13 protein-coding genes are annotated in these 20,577 nt (G+C 46.1%); 2 read left to right on the forward strand and 11 right to left on the reverse strand.

The genetic code is table 11. The features are described from left to right. Positions 1–227 precede the first annotated feature (227 nt). Positions 228–1,007 (forward strand): TSUP family transporter, encoded by a 780-nt coding sequence (locus AB6E08_RS10050; protein WP_012603222.1) that lies wholly within the window; start codon positions 228–230, stop codon positions 1,005–1,007. Here the strand turns inward: AB6E08_RS10050 and AB6E08_RS10055 are convergent. The 11 genes from AB6E08_RS10055 to gltB (AB6E08_RS10105) form a co-directional block, all read right to left on the reverse strand. After that, positions 958–1,803 (reverse strand): LysR family transcriptional regulator, encoded by an 846-nt coding sequence (locus AB6E08_RS10055; protein WP_017084776.1) that lies wholly within the window; start codon positions 1,801–1,803, stop codon positions 958–960. The genes AB6E08_RS10050 and AB6E08_RS10055 overlap by 50 nt on opposite strands. 91 nt (positions 1,804–1,894) lie before the next feature. Beyond that, entirely contained in the window at positions 1,895–2,476 is a 582-nt protein-coding gene (locus AB6E08_RS10060; protein ID WP_017100275.1) for a flavodoxin family protein, read from the reverse strand. 241 nt (positions 2,477–2,717) lie between these two features. Further along, positions 2,718–3,335 (reverse strand): TRIC cation channel family protein, encoded by a 618-nt coding sequence (locus AB6E08_RS10065; protein ID WP_017100513.1) that lies wholly within the window; start codon positions 3,333–3,335, stop codon positions 2,718–2,720. 74 nt (positions 3,336–3,409) lie between these two features. Beyond that, positions 3,410–4,279: a vitamin B12 ABC transporter substrate-binding protein BtuF gene (gene btuF, locus AB6E08_RS10070; protein WP_017098317.1), complete on the reverse strand. Its 870-nt coding sequence runs from the start codon at positions 4,277–4,279 to the stop codon at positions 3,410–3,412. Between the two features lies 1 nt (position 4,280). Next, positions 4,281–5,234 carry a cobalamin biosynthesis family protein gene (locus tag AB6E08_RS10075; protein WP_017098318.1) on the reverse strand — a complete coding sequence of 318 codons (954 nt, stop codon included), beginning with the start codon at positions 5,232–5,234 and terminating at the stop codon, positions 4,281–4,283. A 10-nt stretch (positions 5,235–5,244) separates the two neighbouring features. Further along, on the reverse strand, positions 5,245–5,940 hold the full coding sequence (gene mtnN, locus AB6E08_RS10080) for a 5'-methylthioadenosine/S-adenosylhomocysteine nucleosidase (protein WP_017100512.1): 696 nt from the start codon (positions 5,938–5,940) through the stop codon (positions 5,245–5,247). 127 nt (positions 5,941–6,067) lie between these two features. Further along, positions 6,068–6,496 carry a DUF1499 domain-containing protein gene (locus AB6E08_RS10085; protein WP_269335553.1) on the reverse strand — a complete coding sequence of 143 codons (429 nt, stop codon included), beginning with the start codon at positions 6,494–6,496 and terminating at the stop codon, positions 6,068–6,070. A 170-nt stretch (positions 6,497–6,666) separates the two neighbouring features. Next, positions 6,667–8,079 carry an FAD-dependent oxidoreductase gene (locus tag AB6E08_RS10090; protein ID WP_029225425.1) on the reverse strand — a complete coding sequence of 471 codons (1,413 nt, stop codon included), beginning with the start codon at positions 8,077–8,079 and terminating at the stop codon, positions 6,667–6,669. 16 nt (positions 8,080–8,095) lie between these two features. Then, complete coding sequence (gene gltB, locus AB6E08_RS10095) at positions 8,096–12,559, reverse strand: glutamate synthase large subunit (protein WP_372066254.1); 4,464 nt, start codon at positions 12,557–12,559, stop codon at positions 8,096–8,098. A 446-nt stretch (positions 12,560–13,005) separates the two neighbouring features. Then, a complete protein-coding gene (locus tag AB6E08_RS10100) occupies positions 13,006–14,475 on the reverse strand; it encodes a glutamate synthase subunit beta (RefSeq protein WP_372066252.1) in 1,470 nt (489 codons plus the stop codon). Then, positions 14,475–19,022, reverse strand: a complete 4,548-nt coding sequence (gene gltB / locus AB6E08_RS10105) for a glutamate synthase large subunit (RefSeq protein ID WP_017098323.1) — start codon at positions 19,020–19,022, stop codon at positions 14,475–14,477. The genes AB6E08_RS10100 and gltB (AB6E08_RS10105) overlap by 1 nt, the downstream gene beginning before the upstream one ends. A gap of 529 nt (positions 19,023–19,551) precedes the next feature. Between gltB (AB6E08_RS10105) and AB6E08_RS10110 the strand changes: the two genes are divergently transcribed. Beyond that, positions 19,552–20,505 carry a TIGR01212 family radical SAM protein gene (locus AB6E08_RS10110; protein ID WP_017100509.1) on the forward strand — a complete coding sequence of 318 codons (954 nt, stop codon included), beginning with the start codon at positions 19,552–19,554 and terminating at the stop codon, positions 20,503–20,505. The last annotated feature ends 72 nt before the right edge of the window (positions 20,506–20,577 follow it).

Genomic DNA, 20,577 nt, shown 5'->3' on the forward strand with positions numbered 1-20,577 from the left:
AACCATCTGTAGGATCGTTCAACTGATCAGGAAAATGCTTAAATGATCAGTGTTAACTCTTCGGAGTGGGCTTTTTTATGTCTGTCATCTGGTGTCGGTAAATGGTGAAAATCTGGTAATGGCTAAATGATGAAAATTTGGAATAGGTTACAATCTTGTGTTTCGTTGTTGATTGTTTGCTCACGGTGGTAAGTTGTCGCTACACGAGAATTTAAGGCGTTGGGTATATGGAAATCACTCTAGAAATATTGGCTATCTTGTTTGTTGTTGCAACGGCGGCAGGCTTTATTGATGCAATGGCTGGCGGCGGTGGATTGTTGACTCTACCTGCATTGCTAGCGGCCGGAGTGCCACCAACGCAAGCACTGGCAACCAACAAACTTCAAAGCTCATTTGGCAGCTTCTCTGCCAGTTGGTATTTCGTTCGCAACGGTATCGTTAGTATTAAAGAGATGCGCCTCGCGATCTTTTGTACTTTTATTGGCTCTGCAATTGGCGCCGAGTTAGTCCAGCACATTGATGCGAGTTTACTGACTAGCGTGATACCGCTGCTGCTTATCGCTATCTCTCTTTATTTCCTGTTAGCACCCCAAACTAGAGCGTCTGAAGGAAAGCAGAAGATCTCTGAGGCGATGTTTGCTTTGTGTATTGGTGGCGGTGTTGGCTTCTACGATGGCTTTTTTGGCCCAGGAACAGGTTCTATTTTCACCGTTTGTTTTGTCGCTATCGGCCATTTCTCTTTAGTGGATGCAACGGCACGTACTAAGGTTCTTAACTTCACATCGAATATAGCCGCATTGATCTTCTTTATTTTGGCTGGCTTGCCAATTTGGGAGTTGGGATTAGTGATGGCAGTTGGTGGCTTTATGGGCGCTCAACTTGGCGCTAAAGTAGTGGTGACAAAAGGGCAGAAATGGATTCGCCCTCTTGTGATCGTGATGTCGATGTTAATGGCGTCTAAACTGCTTTGGGAACAGCATCAACAATGGATTCTATCAGTATTTTAACCCGTGGAGACTGATAGCTATTTGGCCTTACACAGATATGAATCGGTCTAATCAATCCTTGCAATTCGGGAAAGCTAAACAGGTATTGAGGCTCAATATTGAGTGTCTTTACGATAGAGAGCGGGATCAAAGCCGGCCCCGTTCCTCCCAACGCTAGCTGGGCTGCTGCGGTGTAGGCATCCATCTCCATCAAGGGTTTGATGCCGAACTTTTCAAGCACAGATAACTGGTACGAGTTTGCTGGATTGGTCATATCGTTAGTGATGACCATCGGAGGAAGCTCCGTTAACGGCGACTTACTTACTATGTAAAACGGCTCATCAAACAGGTGGAATGTCATCAACCCATGATGCGGCGGCAATAAGCCAGCACACAACCCCAAAGTCGCCTTGCCCGATTGCACTCGCTCTATGATTCTCGGTGTGTGGTTGGTGGTAATGGTGATGTACTTATCTTGCTGGATAAATTGGCCCATCATTTCACCTAAATAACCGGCTATCAGAGACTTAGAGCTATCTAAAGTAATGAGAGTGGTATCTTCCAACTCTTGCTGTTCATAAATAAGCCCTCTAAGTTCATTGAATGCGGGGCCAATACTCTCGATGAGTGCGATCGCATCCGGCGTCAGTTTTATCTGTCTGCCACTCGGTTCTATGAGTTTCTTACCTAACTTCTTTTCTAAATTAGCAATCCGTTTGCTGACCGCTGATTGGCTGATATAAAGCAAACTGCCGGTGCGGCTCATGGTCTTTGCTTTGCTCAACACCAATAGAGTTTCGATTCCTTCGAGTAACATTGAGTGATATTCATGAAAGTTGGGAATGATTGAACCAAGTTACCTTAAACGCCATTCATTCTCTAGTCTGAGCTCATAGATATTAAATAAGCTAGGTTCTTTTAACTAGGCTCGCGATGCGTTGCCCAAAATAGAAAGCGGTTTTAAGATCATTACTATGGATGTGATTATTGGTGCTCTCAGCCGTCTGATCATCACTGGCGACCAAACCAATACTAGAACCGGTGCGATTCAAACCTAAGTCATCGATATGCTTTGAGATATCAAGCCCTGCCCAAACCATGCCATGCTGACAAGCCAGAGTGAAAAAACTTAACAAGGTTTGTTGTTGCTCACCGTTCAGGCTACCACCAGTAGTGAAACCTGCAGCGAGCTTATTTCGCCATGCTTTTTTACAGTAGGTATCACTGCTCGCATCCATAAAGCTTTTAAACTGTGCGGCTGGTGACCCCATGTAAGTTGGAGCACCAAAGATAATCGCATCACAGCTGTCTAATGCGTTGAGCTTGTCGTCATTGTCATACCTTCCTTCGACTATTTCAGACGAGAGGACTTCAATGAGCAGTGCTGAGTCAGGTTGTTGAGTGTTAATACCTTCAGCGATTGTCTCAGCGACTTGCTTGGTCGCTCCATTCTTAGAGAAGAAAACAATGCCTACTTTATTGATACTCATCTTGAACTCCCTTTTACCAATGTTAGTAAATAAATTAGTTTATAAAGTTATTTGTTTATTAATATAGCCTGTGAATTGGATAAGTAAACAAAAAAGATTACTAACATAGTAATGAATGAGCTAACTAGAGTGTTAGGAAAGGAGGGGATCTTTGAATAATAGAAATAGAGGGGATAAGTGATTTGAAAGCGAATTAAAAAAGGCTCCTTTGCGGAGCCCATTTCTATTTTGTAACGCTAGCCTATTTGATAGCGAAGGTTGGCAATGACAAGTGCCAGCGAATAGCGCCAAGCCTAATCAATAGTGTCGTAAACACACCGGCTAAAAAGGCAGTTTCTGAGTCGTGCCCCATGGTAATTGCCATGGTATGGAAGGCGCCGCCAATGATACAAGCAGTTGCGTAGACTTCACTTCTTAGGATCATTGGGACTTCACGAGCAAGTACGTCACGGATAATGCCGCCACCACAGCCGGTGATCACACCCATGATAATAGCAACCAATGCAGAATCTTGATAAATCAGTGCTTTCTCAACACCAATGCCAACAAATACAGCTAAGCCTATCGCATCACATACTGGCAGGATCCACCAGGCCAGACGCTTGGGACGTCTTACTATAATCATGGTCAGCAAGCAGGTGGTGATGATGACCCAAAGGTAGGTGGTATCGGTGATCCAAAACACGGGAGTTGCACCCAATGCCATGTCACGAATTGTACCGCCGCCAATCGCGGTTACGCTACCTAAAACGGCGACACCAAAGGGATCCATCTTAAGACGGCCAGCGACAAATACGCCTGAGACAGCAAAAATGGCAGTGCCAAATAAATCGATAATATAAAGCAGCATGGAGTCCATGATACTGGTGCTCTTATGGTTGAAATTGTAGGGACAGGTCGGTGGCGAATTGTACGAAAAAACGCAGCAAATAGTTAGTGATTTTGCCTAGCTCTATCGAAGAAATCGCATACTTGTTGGATCGCTTTCAAAGTTCTCGTCGTCGGGCGATTAATCCAGTCAGAATTAAGTGACCAAATTTGATTTTGAGCGACTGCTGGGATCTCGTCCTCCCAAGTTTGCCACATGGTTCCATTCTCAATTGCATGCTGAGAAGTGAAGATCACTTGCGGTTTCCTTAATACAACTTGCTCAATACCAACTTGAGGATAAGGAGAAGCACTGTCTTCGAAAATATTGTGGCCGCCACAAAACTCAAACACCTCACTTGGCCAGTGCCCTTGAGCAACAGTGATGATCGGCTTCTCACTGAGCTGATAAAAGTAGTCTACGGGTCCGGCATCTTTATATTTTAGTCTCAACGCGTTGAGCTGCTCTCTGTATTGTTGAGCGTTATTTTCGCCAATACTTGGATCGCTTGCGAATTGGCTAAGTTGCTCAATATTGGTCGCGATGTTATCTAGGCTCTTGGTTTTTGAGTAATAAATATTAAAACCAAATTGCTCCAGTTTCGCGAGTTCTCTGGGCGGGTTTCCAGCTGGCCATGCGAGAATGAGATCAGGTTGCAGGGCGATGATCTTCTCAACCTTGATGCCTTGGTAATTCGCCACTTTCTCTAGTTTGTCAGCTTGTAGTGGATAATCACTTCGCTCACTCACCGCAACAAGCTTATCACCTAAACCAGCGCTGTATGCGAGTTCAGTGGCATGAGGAGCAAGGCTAACCACACGTTGAGCTGGTTGAACTTTTTCTGAAGTCAGTAGTGTTTCTTCTGCAAATGACAAAGGCAGCCATAAGCTGGAAAACAAAATAGTAAGGCTTGTAACAAGTGCTGATGGTTTCACTCTAAATCCCTTGGTGAACAAATAGTAAGATTAGGCTTTGTAAAAATATCCAGATAGCGATGCGACCAAACAGCAGTTTTTGAACTTGAGACAAGTGCAGCGCTGAAGGGGCGACTCTGCCGCCTAATTTTGCTCGAATAGCTTTGGTGTTGTCGTAAATCGCAGGACCGCCCAGTGACAGCTCAAGCTTGTTGCCGACAGCTGTAATCAACCATGCAGGGCCGGGCAATGGCCAAGAGCGACTCTGAACGAGCATCATCTTGAATGTGTGAGACGCTTTATCGCCACATACAATCATCAAGGCAAACAAGCGCATTGGTATGAATTCTAGGATAGCGACAATCTTGATTGCCGTTGATCCAAATGGAGAAAATCGCTTTCGACTTGGTGACCATGCACGCGCTAACTCAACAATCAGGCGATACATTAACGCGGCGATTCCACCACCAATGGCGTACCAGAATAAAACACAAACCACATTACGAGCGTAACCCATGATGATAGTTTCAGCCGCGGCTTTGCCAAGTCCAAGTGATGACAGTGATTCAGTTTGACGGTTAACAATCGGAGCCAATAACTGGCGAGCCGCGGCTTTATCTTCTCGGCCAAGTGCTTTGATCAACTGATTTGCCAACTTTTCATTGTTACGCCAATCAATAGCGAGTAACAACAGCGCTAATTCAAACAGTTGTGATTGCCAAACCAGTGGCTGCAGTGCCAATAGAATAACCAGAGTCGGCAAGACCATTAACCCCCAAGCTAAAGTGCCTGAGATTAAGCTTTGGGAATAATTTTGATTGTTATTAACCTTGGTTGCTAAAAGTTCAGCAAACTTATGCCATAAGGTCGTGGGATGTGCGGCATGGGGGATAGGTAAAATTAAATGAAAAAGCAGTGCTCCCCACATTACAAGGAGCACGCCATTTGCAAATACCTGATCAAACAGTGTTTGCATGTCTAGTCGCTTACTTTAGTAGGGCAACCATCTTGATAACCATCTCAGAAGAGCTTTGTGCTGCTAGTGGCAGGAACTCTTCGAAGCTCATTGGTGATTCTTTGTCTGCAACGTCAGAGATTGCACGAACAACCACGAATGGTACTTGGAATTGGTGACAAGCTTGAGCGATAGCCGATGCTTCCATCTCTACAGCAACCACTGATGGGAAGTGCTTGCGGATGAACGCTTGACGTTCTGCTGTGCAAACAAATGCGTCGCCAGTACAGATAAGACCGCGAACGGCGTGCTTATCTTCCATTTGTGCTAGAGCTTGTTCAGCAACAGCCATCAGTTTGTCGTCAGCTTTGAACGCTGCTGGTTGACCTGCCATTTGACCAATTTCGTAACCGAAAGCTGTAACGTCAGCATCGTGGTGACGAACTTCAGTAGAGATAACCACATCGCCAAGGTTCAGTGTTGAATCAAAACCGCCAGCAGAGCCAGTGTTTAGAACGACATCTGGTTGGTATTCACTTAGCAGGATTGAAGTACCAACAGCGGCTGCTACTTTACCAATGCCTGATTGAAGCAAAACAACGTCAACACCATTTAGCTGACCAGAGAAAAAGGTACAACCGCCTTTATTAACTTCAGTAATGTCTGAAATTGCTGCTTTTAGGATCGCAACTTCTTGCTCCATTGCGCCAATGATGCCGATTTTCATGTGTAGTCTCTTAATAAAAAATATTTAAACAGTAGAGCGAAATTGTAACATGGAAGAGAAGTGTCGAGCGACTGCCCAGAAGCACTTCTCATCCGAATACAGACGATTTATCTGTGTATTCTTTTATCTATTTGATTAAGCCTTCGCTTTTCAAGCTAGCACGAAGTTGTTCAGCACGTTTTCGGTTTACGCCAAAGTCAGAATGGCCAGTGCGAGACTCTGAACGCACGATCAGTTTGCCATCAGTGATCTTAAGCTCTAAGTCATCGACAAAGCGCATGATACGCGAGGTGCATTCAACACGTAGGTAGTCTTCCGTTTTACTGGCTGTTTTTGCGCCCGGTAAGGTCAGCGCAACCTGCTCAATGGCATCTAATTTTGCTGAATCTGATAACTCAAACGAGGCCAATGCATGCTGTTCACGGTCATCTTGAGTTGAAACGCAGTTTGGTTTGTCTCCACAAGGTGATGAAGTTCTGTCTTTCATGTCCGTGATTCCTTGGCTGCAAGCGGTTAGAGTTAAAAGAGATAGAGAAAGGAGAGCGGCTTTTTTCATAGTGTTTCCTATGGCTTGTTTTTAATTCTAATTGTAGTTATCGGTATTGGCTTATTTGTAATTGTTTTACGTATTTTCGTGATGCTTGTGATAAACGAATCTAATTCAAAAAAGGATCCATCATTGGATCCTTTTTTATAGTAACGAACTGAGTAATAAAGGAAACCCAATCACACTTCTAGGTAATCCAAGATCCCTTCTGCGGCTTTACGGCCTTCATCGATAGCGGTTACCACTAAGTCAGAGCCTCGAACGGCATCGCCACCAGCGAATATCTTGCTGTTGGTGGTTTGGTATTGAAACTCTTGTTTGCCGGGAGCCTTGATGCGACCCCATTGGTCGAGCTCTACACCAAATGGTTCTAGCCATTCCATTGCATGAGGTTGGAAACCAAATGCCATGATCACGGCATCAGCCTCAAGAACATGCTCACTGCCTTCAACCGGTTCAGGACGACGGCGGCCTGCCTCATCTGGTTCACCCAAGGCTGTTTTCATCACTTTAACGCCAGTCACATGACCGGATGAATCGGTTTCCAGTGCTAATGGTTGAAGGTTGAACATGAACTTCACGCCTTCCTCTTTCGCATTTTTCACCTCTCGGCGAGAGCCCGGCATGTTCGCTTCATCTCGGCGATAAGCACAAACAACATTAGCAGCGTGTTGACGAATCGACGTTCGGACACAGTCCATTGCAGTATCACCACCACCAAGCACGACTACTTTCTTGCCTTTCATGTCGATGAATGGCGTTGGGTTATCCAGTTCCATGACCTTGTAGGTATTGGAAACAAGAAATGGTAGGGCATCATAAACGCCCGGAGCTTCTTCGTTGTCTAATCCAGCACGCATATTTTTATAGGTGCCGACACCTAAGAAAACGGCATCATAATCATCGACAAGTTGTTGTAGTTGAACGTCTTTGCCGACTTCGGTATTCATTTTAAATTCTACCCCCATACCACTAAAGATACGGCGACGGTTTTCCATGATGCCTTTCTCAAGCTTGAACGATGGGATACCAAACGTCAGCAGGCCACCGATCTCAGGGTAGCGGTCAAATACCACGGCCTTCACACCGTTTCGAACTAAGATATCAGCTGCTGCAAGACCTGCTGGGCCTGCGCCGATGATCGCGACCTTTTTGTCGGTCCATTCAACGTGAGACATGTCTGGCTTCCAACCCATCTCAAACGCTTTGTCATTGATGTATTTTTCAATGTTGCCGATGGTTACTGCGCCGAAATCATCGTTGAGGGTACAAGATCCCTCGCACAGCCGATCCTGAGGGCAAACTCGTCCACACACCTCAGGTAAGCTGTTGGTTTGGTGAGACAGTTCAGCGGCTTCGATAATGCGCCCTTCATTGGCAAGCTTAAGCCACTGAGGGATGTAGTTATGAACTGGACATTTCCATTCACAGTAAGGGTTACCACAGTCTAAACAACGGTCAGCTTGCGCTTTGGCTTGTTGCTTAGTGAAAGGTTCGTAGATCTCTACAAACTCAATCTTACGTATCTTGATTGGTTTCTTCGCTGGGTCTACGCGATTCACATCAATAAATTGGTATACATTCTGGCTCATGATTGGCTCCTTCCAATTATTGCGCTTGAACACGAAGTTCAGCAGAGCTACGGCTTTGGTGACCGAGCAAGGTGTTAAGATCCGCCGTCTTTGGCTTCACTAGGTAGAACTTCGGAATCCATTCATCAAAGTTCGCCAGAATAGCTTCAGCGTGTACTGAGCCAGTCTCTTCTAAGTGCTCTGCAATCAGGCCGCGTAGATGTTCTTGGTGGATAAATAGATCAGACAGAGAAAGCGCTTCGACCGATTCGTTGTTCACACGGCCTTGGAAGTCTTCATTCTTATCCATGACATAAGCAAAACCACCCGTCATACCCGCGCCGAAGTTGACGCCAGTTGCGCCAAGAATGGCAACAATACCGCCAGTCATGTATTCACAGGCGTTGTCACCCGCACCTTCAATCACAGCAACGGTACCTGAGTTACGCACGCCAAATCGTTCGCCCGCAGTACCTGCGGCAAATAGCTTGCCTCCGGTTGCGCCATACAGACAAGTGTTGCCTATGATGGTCGCTTCGTTACAAGTAAATGCGGTGCCTTGGTGCGGCTTGATAACCACTTTGCCGCCAGCCATGCCTTTGCCAACATAGTCATTGGCATCGCCTGTCAGATATAGCTCTACGCCTCCGGCGTTCCAAACCGCAAAGGATTGGCCTGCTGTACCATCGAGATACAACTTAATTGGTGAGCCAGCCATACCTTGGTTACCGTAACGTTTGGCAATTTCACCAGAGATACGAGCACCAATCGAGCGATCGGTGTTGATCACGTTGTAGTAAAGGCTGGTGGATTGACGTTTCTCAATCGCATCAATTGCATCATCAAGGATCTGTTGGTTGAGCTGAGCCTTATCAAATGGTGCGTTTGGCTCAGTCCAAAACAGTGGGTGACCTTCTGGAGATACTGGAGCTTCGAGTATTGAAGAGAGATCGAGTTTGCTCTGTTTCGCAGTGAGGCCTTGAACGGCTTCAAGCAAGTCAGTACGACCAATCAGATCAGTAAGTTTCTCTACGCCAAGTTCTGCAAGGTACTGGCGAACTTCATCGGCTAGGCCGGTAAAGTAGTTCACCACCATGTCTGGTAGGCCTTTGAAGTATTCACGACGTAGGGTTTCATCTTGAGTCGCCACACCCGTCGCACAGTTATTTAGGTGACAAATTCTTAAGAACTTACAACCCATGGCGACCATTGGTGCGGTACCAAAACCAAAGCTCTCTGCACCTAAAATCGCGCCTTTAATGACGTCGAGGCCGGTTTTTAAACCACCATCGACTTGCAGACGGATCTTATGACGAAGTCCGTTGGCAACTAGTGCTTGTTGAGTCTCGGCTAAGCCAAGCTCCCAAGGACAACCTGCGTATTTCACTGAAGTCAGCGGGCTTGCCGCGGTACCACCGTCGTAACCGGAGATCGTAATCAAGTCGGCATAAGCTTTCGCTACACCCGTAGCAATGGTGCCTACACCCGGTTCAGATACTAACTTTACTGAAACCAAGGCGTTAGGGTTAACTTGCTTAAGGTCGAAAATCAGCTGCGCCAGATCTTCGATAGAATAAATATCGTGATGTGGAGGAGGAGAGATCAGAGTCACGCCTTGAACTGAGTATCTCAGCTTAGCGATTTCTGCCGTGACTTTATGACCCGGTAGTTGACCGCCTTCGCCTGGTTTCGCACCTTGTGCGACTTTGATTTGTAGAACATCCGCATTGGTTAAGTAATGTGGCGTCACACCAAAACGACCAGAAGCTATCTGTTTAATTCGTGAGTTGCGATCAGTCCCAAAGCGTCGTGGATCTTCACCACCTTCACCAGAGTTGGAATAACCACCTAAGCGGTTCATCGCCATGGCCAGCGCTTCATGAGCTTCTGGGCTCAAGGCACCAATCGACATGGCTGCCGAGTCGAAGCGTTTAAAGAGATCGCTACTCGGCTCGACTTGTTCTAGAGGTAGAGGTTGATCGGCTTTTTTGAGGCTCATTAAGTCGCGCAGCATAGCAGCTGGGCGAGCATTAACTTGCTTCGCAAAAGATTGATAATCTGATGTTTCGCCTGTCTTTACGGCGGTTTGCAAGGTACTGACTACATCTGGGTTGTACGCGTGGTATTCGCCGCCATGTACATATTTGAGTAAGCCACCATGTTCCAGTGGTTTACGCTTAGTCCATGCTTTACGAGATAGATTATAGATATCTTGTTGGAAGTCGCTAAAGCTAGCGCCTTGGATACGAGTCGTTACGCCACGGAAACACAAATCAACGACATCGGTATGTAAGCCGACCGCCTCAAATAACTGCGAGCAGCGATACGAAGCAATTGTCGATATACCCATCTTCGACATGATCTTATACAGACCTTTGTTGATGCCGTTTTGGTAATTTTGCAATGCAGTGCGATAGTCTTTATCTAATGAACCCTCTTCCAACATTTTGCCCAGAGCTTCATAAGCGAGATACGGGTAAACCGCGGTTGCGCCGAAGCCAAGCAGTACGGCAAATTGGTGTGGGTCACGTGCGGTTGCTGTTTCAACTACTATGTTAGCATCACAACGCAGGTTGTTGTCTGCAAGTCGAGTTTGCACCGCACCGACCGCCATGGCTGCTGGAACAGGTAGCTTACCTTTCTCTAAACCTTTGTCTGAAAGCACAACCAAAACGGCGCCGTCACGTACATCTTGAACCGCACGATCACACAAGTCGTTGATGGCTTGTTCGAGATCTTTTTCTGCTGGGTCATAGTGCATGCTAAGAATCGTATGGCCATAATGCTTTTGATTTAATTGCAGAAGTTGCTGCATATCAGAATAAAGCAGAACGGGTGAATCAAACGTCACACGGTAAGCATGCCCATCGGTTTCACAGAACACATTCATCTCTTGGCCGATACTGGTTGCCAGAGACATAACGTGTTTTTCACGCAAAGGATCAATCGGTGGGTTGGTGACTTGAGCAAACTTCTGACGGAAATAGTCGGTGATTAGGCGCTCTTTAGAAGACAGCACTGCCATTGGCGTATCGTCGCCCATAGAACCGACCGCTTCTTGTCCCATGTCACCGAGTACACGCAGTACTTGGTCTGACTCTTCGTTGCTCATTGCAAACTGTTTTTGATAGGTCTTTAGGGTGTCATCATCAAAATTACGCTTACCGACTTGGTCATCTGCTAGTGCGGAAAACGGTGTTAATTTGTGAACGTTCTTATCCATCCACTCTTTATATGGGTGACGGCCTTTAAGATCATTGTCGATCTCGTTCGACTGCCATAGCTTACCGCGACGCGTATCAATAACGAGTAATTCACCAGGGCCAACACGTCCTTTCTCTGCCACTTCGTCTGGCGCATAATTCCAGATACCGACTTCAGATGCCAAGGTGATTAGGTTGTCTTTTGTGATCACATAGCGAGCAGGGCGTAATCCGTTTCTGTCGAGGTTACATGCAGCATAACGGCCGTCAGACAGTACGATACCCGCAGGGCCATCCCACGGTTCCATGTGCTTGGAGTTGAAATCGTAAAAGGCACGAAGCTCTGGATCCATGTCTGGGTGGTTTTGCCAAGCGGGCGGTACAAGCATACGCATCGCTCGGAATACATCCATACCACCGGCAAGGAATAGATCGAGCATGTTGTCTAGGCTTGAGGAGTCTGATCCTGTCTCATTCACAAAAGGTGCGGCAGTTTGTAAATCGGGCAGCAGCGGTGAAGAGAATTTATAGGCGCGAGCTTTAGCCCATTGACGGTTGCCTTCAATGGTATTGATCTCACCATTGTGTGCCAAATAGCGGAATGGTTGAGCCAGTGGCCAACGCGGCTGAGTATTAGTTGAGAAACGCTGGTGGAACAGACATATTGCAGATTCCATACGTAAGTCTGCAAGATCGAGGTAAAATCGCGGAAGATCGGCGGGCATACACAAGCCTTTGTAGACCATGACTTGAGTCGACAGGCTACAAATATAAAAATCTTTGTCTTCGGTGATCTGCTTTTCAATTCGACGACGAGCGATATAAAGGCGTCGTTCAATATCGCGCTCACGCCAACCTGCTGGGGCCGAGATAAACACTTGTTGAATATTGGGAACAGAATCTTTGGCGATTGGGCCTAATACGTCGGTGTTGGTCGGCACGACACGCCAGCCCGCTACGGTTAAAGTCTCTTGAGCGAGTTCTTTATTGACGATGTCTTGCGCCGATTGCGCTTTGATTGGATCTTGGCTGAAGAAAATCATGCCGACAGCGTATTGCTTGCCGAGCTTGAAGTTATTCTCTTCAGCAATAATTCTGAGATAAGAGTCTGGCTTCTGTAGCAATAAGCCACAGCCATCTCCGGTTTTACCATCCGCGGCGATACCACCACGGTGTGTCATGCGATCGAGGGCTGAAATAGCAGTTCGCACCAACTTATGACTCGGTTGGCCTTCCATTTGCGCTATTAAACCAAATCCACAGTTGTCTTTTTCAAGACTAGGATCATATAGAGCCATTGCAATTCTCCCTTTTGCTTCGCTGTCATCCAGACAGTAAATGACTAACTATTCATGTACTTGTTATTTTTTATGAACTTGTTCTTATATAAACTGATAGTTTGTTTTTAGCTAGCTAAAACGTTATTGGTTGTGTTAACAAAACCGATTGGTTTTATTTTCATCAGCTTTACAACGTATAGCTAATTGTGTTTAAGGTCAAGTTCATGGTTAATTATCATGTGTAAACGCGATTAACCACGTAATAATCTGAAATAGTCGATGAAGATCAATGAGATATAAGAGCTAGATGTTAACGAGATTTAACATGCACAGCCGGAGTGATTGAGAAAGAGTTAAAGGCCAGATAGAAAAAAGGCTAGCATCGAGTGCTAGCCAAACATAAAAGTTAGGAAGGGTGTTGCTTTTCCTCTAGGCTAACGTCATCGACGCTAGCCCGAGAAATATTATGCGGAAAGCATGAGTGAATCTGCTTTCGCTTCTAAGTTTGAGTTACCCATTAAGAAGTCATCAATGGCAATTGCACATTCACGACCTTCATTAATACAACGTACAACCAGAGATTGACCAGTACGCATATCACCAGCAGCGAAAACGCCTTTCTGGTTGGTCGTAAAGCCTTCAGAAGCAACGTTACCACGCTCGTCCAGTTTAATGTCTAGCTGAGCAAGCACGCCTGTTGGCTCTGGGTGTAAGAAGCCCATTGCAAGGAATGCCATGTCACAAGGGATAACACGTTCAGAGTTCGCTACTTCATCAAAACCTGGACGTTCGCCTGGTTTTGCGTCTTGCCAAACGATGTCAGCGATACGAAGTCCGGTTACATTACCGTTATCGTCAGAGATGAACTCTTTAGTCAGGATGTTCCAATGACGTTCACAACCCTCTTCGTGAGAAGTGGTCGTTTTCATGATCATTGGGTATTGAGGCCAAGGCATATTAGCAGGGCGCTTCTCTGGTGGGATCGGCATGATCTCAACCTGAGTAATGCTTGCTGCTTTATGACGGTTTGATGTGCCCACACAGTCAGACCCCGTATCACCACCACCGATAACCACAATGTGCTTATCTTTAGCGTGAAGCTCTTCTGTTTTTAGATCTAAGTCGTTGGCACGGCGGTTATTTTGACCAAGGAATTCCATGGCAAAGTGAACGCCTTTCAGCTCACGACCTGGGATTGGCAAGTCACGTGGAACCGTAGAACCACCCGTTAGCAATACCACATCAAATTCTTGGCGTAGCTGTTGAGCATTAACATCAACACCGATGTGTTGGTTCACTTTAAACTCAACGCCAGCTTCAGCCATTAGGTTGATCTTACGATCAATCACGTCCATACCCAGTTTGAAATCTGGGATACCGAAGCGAAGTAGACCACCGACTTTCTCGTCACGTTCAAATACCGTTACCGAGTGACCAGCGCTGTTTAGCTGCTCAGCTGCGGCTAAGCCAGCAGGACCTGAACCGATAACCGCGACAGTTTTACCTGTACGAGAGCGTGGTGTCTTAGGCTTTGCGTACCCTTCACGGTACGCAGTTTCTACAATCGTTTTCTCGATATTACAGATAGTGATTGGGTCTTGGTTGATGCCAAGAACACAGGCACTTTCACAAGGAGCAGGACAAACACGACCTGTAAACTCAGGGAAGTTGTTGGTAGAGCTTAGAATGTTCCAAGCCTCTTCCCAGCTGTCACGATAAACCGCGTCATTGAATTCTGGGATGATGTTACCAATCGGACAGCCGTTGTGACAGAAAGGTACGCCACAGTCCATACAACGAGATGCTTGAGTACTGATCTTTTCACCAAACTCTTCGTTAAGTACGAACTCTTTGTTGTCTTCAATTCGAACTGACGGGTCGAGCTTTTTTGGAAGCTCACGACCGTGTTCTAAAAATCCAGTAGGCTTACCCATTATACTGCCTCCACTTCTTCCGTTTGTGCCTGTTGTGCTTCAGCTTTACGCTTCTCAAGAACTGCTTTGTAGTCGCGTGGCATTACTTTAACTAGTGATGCGACACTTACTTCAAAGTTGTCTAGGAAAGACTGAGCAACTTCACTTCCTGTGAATTCAACATGCTTCGTTAGCATATCTAGTAGAAGATCTTTATCTTCTTGTTCAATTGGATCTAGGTCTACAAGTTCTGCGTTGAGCTTGGTTTCGAAGTCGCCTGCTTTATCCCAAACATAAGCGACACCGCCACTCATACCTGCAGCAAAGTTACGACCCGTTGAGCCAAGGATAATTGCCGCGCCACCTGTCATGTATTCACAACCGTGGTCACCAACACCCTCAACAACAACCTTCGCACCAGAGTTACGAACACAGAAACGTTCGCCAGCCATACCGCGAATGAAAGATTCACCTGAGGTTGCACCGTAGAAACATACGTTACCCACAACGATGTTGTCTTCAGCAACGATAGTAGATTTCGCATCTGGGTACAGTACCAAAGTACCGCCAGACAGACCTTTACCCCAGTAATCGTTCGCGTCGCCTTCTACTTCGAACTTAACGCCTTTCGCAAGGAACGCACCGAACGATTGACCTGCACTACCGTGGAACTTAACGTTCATTGGCTGTGGTAAACCTTGGTCTTTGTAAACCTTCGAGATTTCGTTCGACAGCATCGTGCCTGCTGAACGGTCCGTGTTGATGATAGGGAACTGAGCGGTAACCGCTTCACCTTTCTCAAGCGCTGGGATTGCAGCCTGAATCAACTTACGGTCTAGAACGTCTTCAAGATTATGATTCTGTGTTGTCTGGTTGTAGATACCATCTTCTGCACGAGCCTGCTCAATGTGCAGTACTGGTGTTAGATCTAGGTTCTTGTACTTCCAGTGACCGATGTCATCACGAACTTTAAGTTTGTGCGATTGACCAACCATCTCATCAATAGAGCGGAAGCCAAGTTCAGCCATTACTTCACGTAGACCTTCAGCCATGTATTGGAAGAACGTTACTACGTCTTCTACGCGGCCGTCGAAACGCTCACGAAGAGTTTTGTTTTGTGTTGCGATACCAACAGGACATGTATTCTTGTGACACTTACGCATCATGATACAGCCTTCAACAACTAGAGCAGCTGTTGCTACGCCCCATTCTTCAGCGCCAAGTAACGTTGCGACTGCAAGGTCACGTGGTGTTTTCATCTGACCATCAGACTGAACAACGATACGGTTACGTAGGCCGTTTTTCAGTAGTGTTTGGTGCGTTTCTGCTAGACCCAGTTCCCAAGGCAGACCAGTGTGACGGATAGAAGACATCGGAGATGCACCCGTACCACCATCAAAACCTGCGATAAGTACTACGTCAGCTTTCGCTTTTGCTACACCCGATGCAATCGTACCTACGCCAGCTTCTGATACTAGCTTCACGTTGACACGGCCGTTACGGTTCGCGTTTTTCAGATCGTAGATCAGCTGAGCCAAATCTTCGATTGAGTAGATATCGTGGTGTGGCGGTGGAGAGATAAGACCTACGCCCGGAGTCGAGTGACGTGTTGCACCGATCCAATCATCAACCTTATCACCAGGTAGTTGACCACCTTCGCCAGGTTTCGCTCCTTGAGCCATCTTGATTTGAAGCTCATCAGCGTTAGATAGGTAGTAAGACGTTACACCAAAGCGACCAGAAGCCACCTGTTTGATTGCTGAACGTTCCCAGTCACCGTTTTCTTTGCGTTCGAAACGTGCTGGATCTTCACCACCTTCACCTGAGTTTGATTTCGCGCCAATGCGGTTCATTGCAACAGCCAGTGTTGAGTGAGCCTCATGTGAGATTGAACCAAAGCTCATTGCGCCGGTTGCGAAACGCTTAAGGATGTTCTCGATGGGTTCTACTTCTGCAAGAGGAATAGAGCCAGCAGGATTCTTGATGAAGTCCAGTTGACTACGTAGCGTTGCTGCGTTGTCGCCTTGGTCATCGACTGCTTTTGCGTACTTCTTGAACTGACCGTAATCTTTATTACGCGTCGATTCTTGAAGTAGAGAAATCGTTTCAGGGTTGAATAGGTGCTTCTCACCACGTTGTTTCCACTGGTAAACACCGCCAACATCAAGGATCTGAGCTGGGATTTCACGAGCTGGGTAACCAACACGGTGACGAACTAGCACTTCTCGTGCGATATCATCGATCGTTAGACCTTGGATACGAGAAACAGTACCAGTGAAGTATTTTTCAACTACTGACTTGCTTACACCAAGTGCTTCAAAGATTTGTGCACCGTGGTAAGACTGTAGCGTAGAGATCCCCATCTTAGAGAAGATCTTCAGTAGACCGCCGTTGACACCTTTACGGTAGTTATCGAATAACTCACGCGGGTGTACGTTTGGATCGAGCTTCTTCGTACGTTGCAGTTCAACAATCGTTTCAATAACTAGGTATGGGTTAACTGCGTTCGCACCGTAGCCGATAAGCGTTGCAAAGTGGTGTGTCTCGCGAGCATCGCCCGTTTCAACAACAATGTCACACTTAGCTCTTAGACCTTTACGGATAAGATGGTGGTGAACCGCGCCAACTGCCAGCATTGCTGGAATAGCGGCGTGGGTAGAGTTAACCGCACGGTCTGTCAGTAGGATGATAGAGTAGCCATCAATCACAGCGTCTTCTGCGTATTGGCAGATACGCTTAAGTGCGCGCTCTAACTTGCCGTTGTCTCCATTTGCTTGGAATACGATATCCAGCGTCTTCGCTTGAAGGTGCTCGTTATCGATTGCACGTAGCTTCTCTAACTCAGAGTTAGACAGAACTGGAGACTCAAGTTCTACTTTTTGACAGTGTTCAGGCGTTTCAGCAAGTAGGTTCTGATCCTTACCTAGGTAAGTGTTCAGAGACATAACCATACGCTCACGAATCGGATCGATTGGCGGGTTTGTTACTTGTGCAAATAATTGCTTGAAGTAGTTTGAAAGGTGCTGCGATTGATGAGAAAGAATCGCTAGCGGCCAGTCAGCGCCCATTGCAGAAAGTGGCTCGTAGCCTGTTTTTGCAAGAGGTAGAATGATTTCGTTTACTTCTTCAGAGCTCACACCAAACGATTGTTGTTTATGAAGCAACTTTTCTGGAGAAGGTTGGTTAAATTCGTTGTTCGCATCAGGTAGCTTTTTCAAGCTCAGAAGGTTCTCTTCAACCCATTTTTCGTAGGGTTGTGCTTTAGCAATACCGTCTTTCACTTCTTCGTCAGAAATGATGCGGCCTTGCTCAAGGTCAGCAACGAAGATACGACCTGGTTGTAAACGACCACGGTATTCAACGTTTTCGGGAGCGATCTCAACAACACCAGATTCAGACGCCATCACTAGGAAGTCGTCTTTCGTTACTGTGTAGCGAGAAGGACGCAGACCGTTACGGTCAAGCGTTGCACCAACTTGAACACCATCAGTGAAGCAGACAGAAGCTGGGCCATCCCATGGTTCCATTACGTTCGCGTGGTACTGGTAGAACGCACGACGAGTTGGATCCATGTTTTTGTTTTCTTGCCATGCTTCAGGGATCATCATCATTAATGCGTGTGGCAGAGTACGACCTGAAAGAACAAGTAGCTCAAGCGCCATATCGAAGTTTGATGAATCCGAGCTACCTTCCTGACAGATAGGAAGCAGCATGTCGATTTCAGCTTGTGTAAACAGATCCGACTCTAGGATTGCTTCACGTGCTTTCATCCAGTTTAGATTGCCGCGAACCGTATTGATTTCGCCATTATGCGCTATGTAACGGAAAGGCTGAGCCAGACGCCAACGAGGGAATGTATTGGTAGAGAAGCGAGAGTGTACAAGTGCTAGAGCTGTCACCATAGTTGGGTTTTGCAGGTCTAGGAAGTACTGAGGAACTTGTTCTGTTGTTAGCTGACCTTTGTACACCAATGTCTTGTAAGACATAGAGTTGATGTAGAAGTCGTCACCGATGTTTGACACGCTTTCTAGGCATACACGAACAGTGTAGTTACGTAGAACATACAGTTTACGCTCAAGCTCTTCTGGTGTGATACCAGGGCCGCCAGAAATAAATACGTGTTCAAATTGAGGTTCAGTGCTTAGTGGGTCAGCACCAATCATTGAATTGTCAGTTGGAAGTTCTCGGTAACCGATCACTTCTAACTCAAGGCGCTGTGCATTGCGTTCTAGAATGTCACGACACTGTGCACGTTTGTATTCATCCTTAGGGAAAAGTACAACACCAACACCATATTTTTCAAAAGATGGCAGTTTAATTCCAAGCTTTACGGCTTCTTCTAGTAAGAATTCGTGTGGCTTCTGTAGCAGGATACCTGCACCATCACCAGAACACGGATCACAGCCTTGGCCGCCACGGTGTTCCATACGTGCAAGCATATCGAGTGCTTGAGTTACTACATCATGAGATTTGCGATTCTTAAGATGAGCAACAAAACCGATACCACAAGCGTCATGCTCCAATTCAGGAGTATACAGACCCTGTGAGTTCTGCTCTTGATCTACCATAGATACATCCTTCCAGTTAAATCTAGGCGCAACTTATTTGTATAAAGTCAGCCTTGTCCTTTTATATTTATGGGTCTAAACCTGCCTATGCTGGCGGTTTGAATCCTTTCCGTATCTCGCAGGAAAAGTATTGCGAGAAAAACAATCCTTAGTGATATCCGTTTGTTTTTAACCACAAACTAGTGGTTTATATAGGTGGGAGTTAGATATCACCGACTTATTGGCAAGTTTTCGATGTAAGTAAACACTCAGAAATAGCCAATATGTGTAAGTATCCTACAATTTTGTCTAGGCGAATTGCAATGAAAGTTAACCGATGTAGACCATTTTTTTCGTTTTGTTTTGAATTTAATGCCTAACAAATGTGCAACATTAGGCAAATAGAGCTTATTTTTTGCATGTTTATTGATATTTGATAGGTTGCTCGCAAAAATCCTTGCGTAAACTAATTGGTCGAATTTTGCAGGGATGTAATTTTTTTTCAAAAAAGACTGATATTCATTCTTATTTACTTGAGTGCTTTGAAAATATGCAATTACACGAGTTAGTTAATACTATCGGCCAAGATCTCCAACGTCGTTATGGCGAGAAGGTTCACAAGCTGACACTTCACGGTGGGTTTAGTTGCCCAAACCGAGACGGGACAATTGGCCGTGGCGGTTGTACCTTCTGCAACGTAGCTTCTTTTGCCGATGAACAAACTCAAGTTCAAAGTATTGCTGATCAATTAACAGATCGTGCGGGTGAAATCGCTCGTGCCAAGAAGTATCTTGCTTATTTTCAGGCGTACACCAGTACTTACGCTGAGGTGCAGGTACTCAAGAATATGTATGAAGAGGCTCTAAAAGCACCCGGAGCAGAGATTGTTGGCCTTTGTGTTGGCACGAGACCAGACTGCGTGCCTGATGCAGTACTGGACCTGCTCGCGGAGTACGTTAAGCAAGGTTACGAAATTTGGCTAGAGCTCGGCCTGCAAACAGCCAATGATAAAACCCTCAAGCGAATTAACCGCGGACACGATTTCACTGTGTATGAAACGATCACCCAGCGCGCACGTGCTTTAGGAATCAAGGTATGTACTCACCTTATTGTCGGCCTGCCCAAAGAAACCAAAGCGGATAACCTTGAAACTCTAGAGAAGGTATTAGCAGCTGGCACTGATGGTATCAAGCTTCACGGGCTTCATATTGTTGAAGGCAGTACTATGGCTAAAGCCTGGAAGGCAGGAAAGCTAGAAGCACCAAGCCTTGAGGAGTACATTGATATCGCGAGTGAGATCATTCAACGCACACCAGCGGACGTGGTTTATCATCGTGTATCTTCTGCGGCGAGACGCCCGACACTACTCTCCCCTTTATGGTGTGAGAACCGTTGGTTGGCGATGACTGAGATTGGTCGTTCGCTTGATAAAACCGGCGCACAAGGCATTAAAACAGGCTTTGCATTCGAGTACACGCAACCTGTTTTAAACGCGACCAATTGATAGGGATGGGTGACTGTAGGTAACAGCAGATAAAACCAACAAATAGTGGTAACATTTCCCTCACAGAATTTA

The organism is Vibrio sp. 10N.247.310.24 (genome assembly GCF_041467175.1).
GTDB lineage: Bacteria > Pseudomonadota > Gammaproteobacteria > Enterobacterales > Vibrionaceae > Vibrio > Vibrio tasmaniensis_A.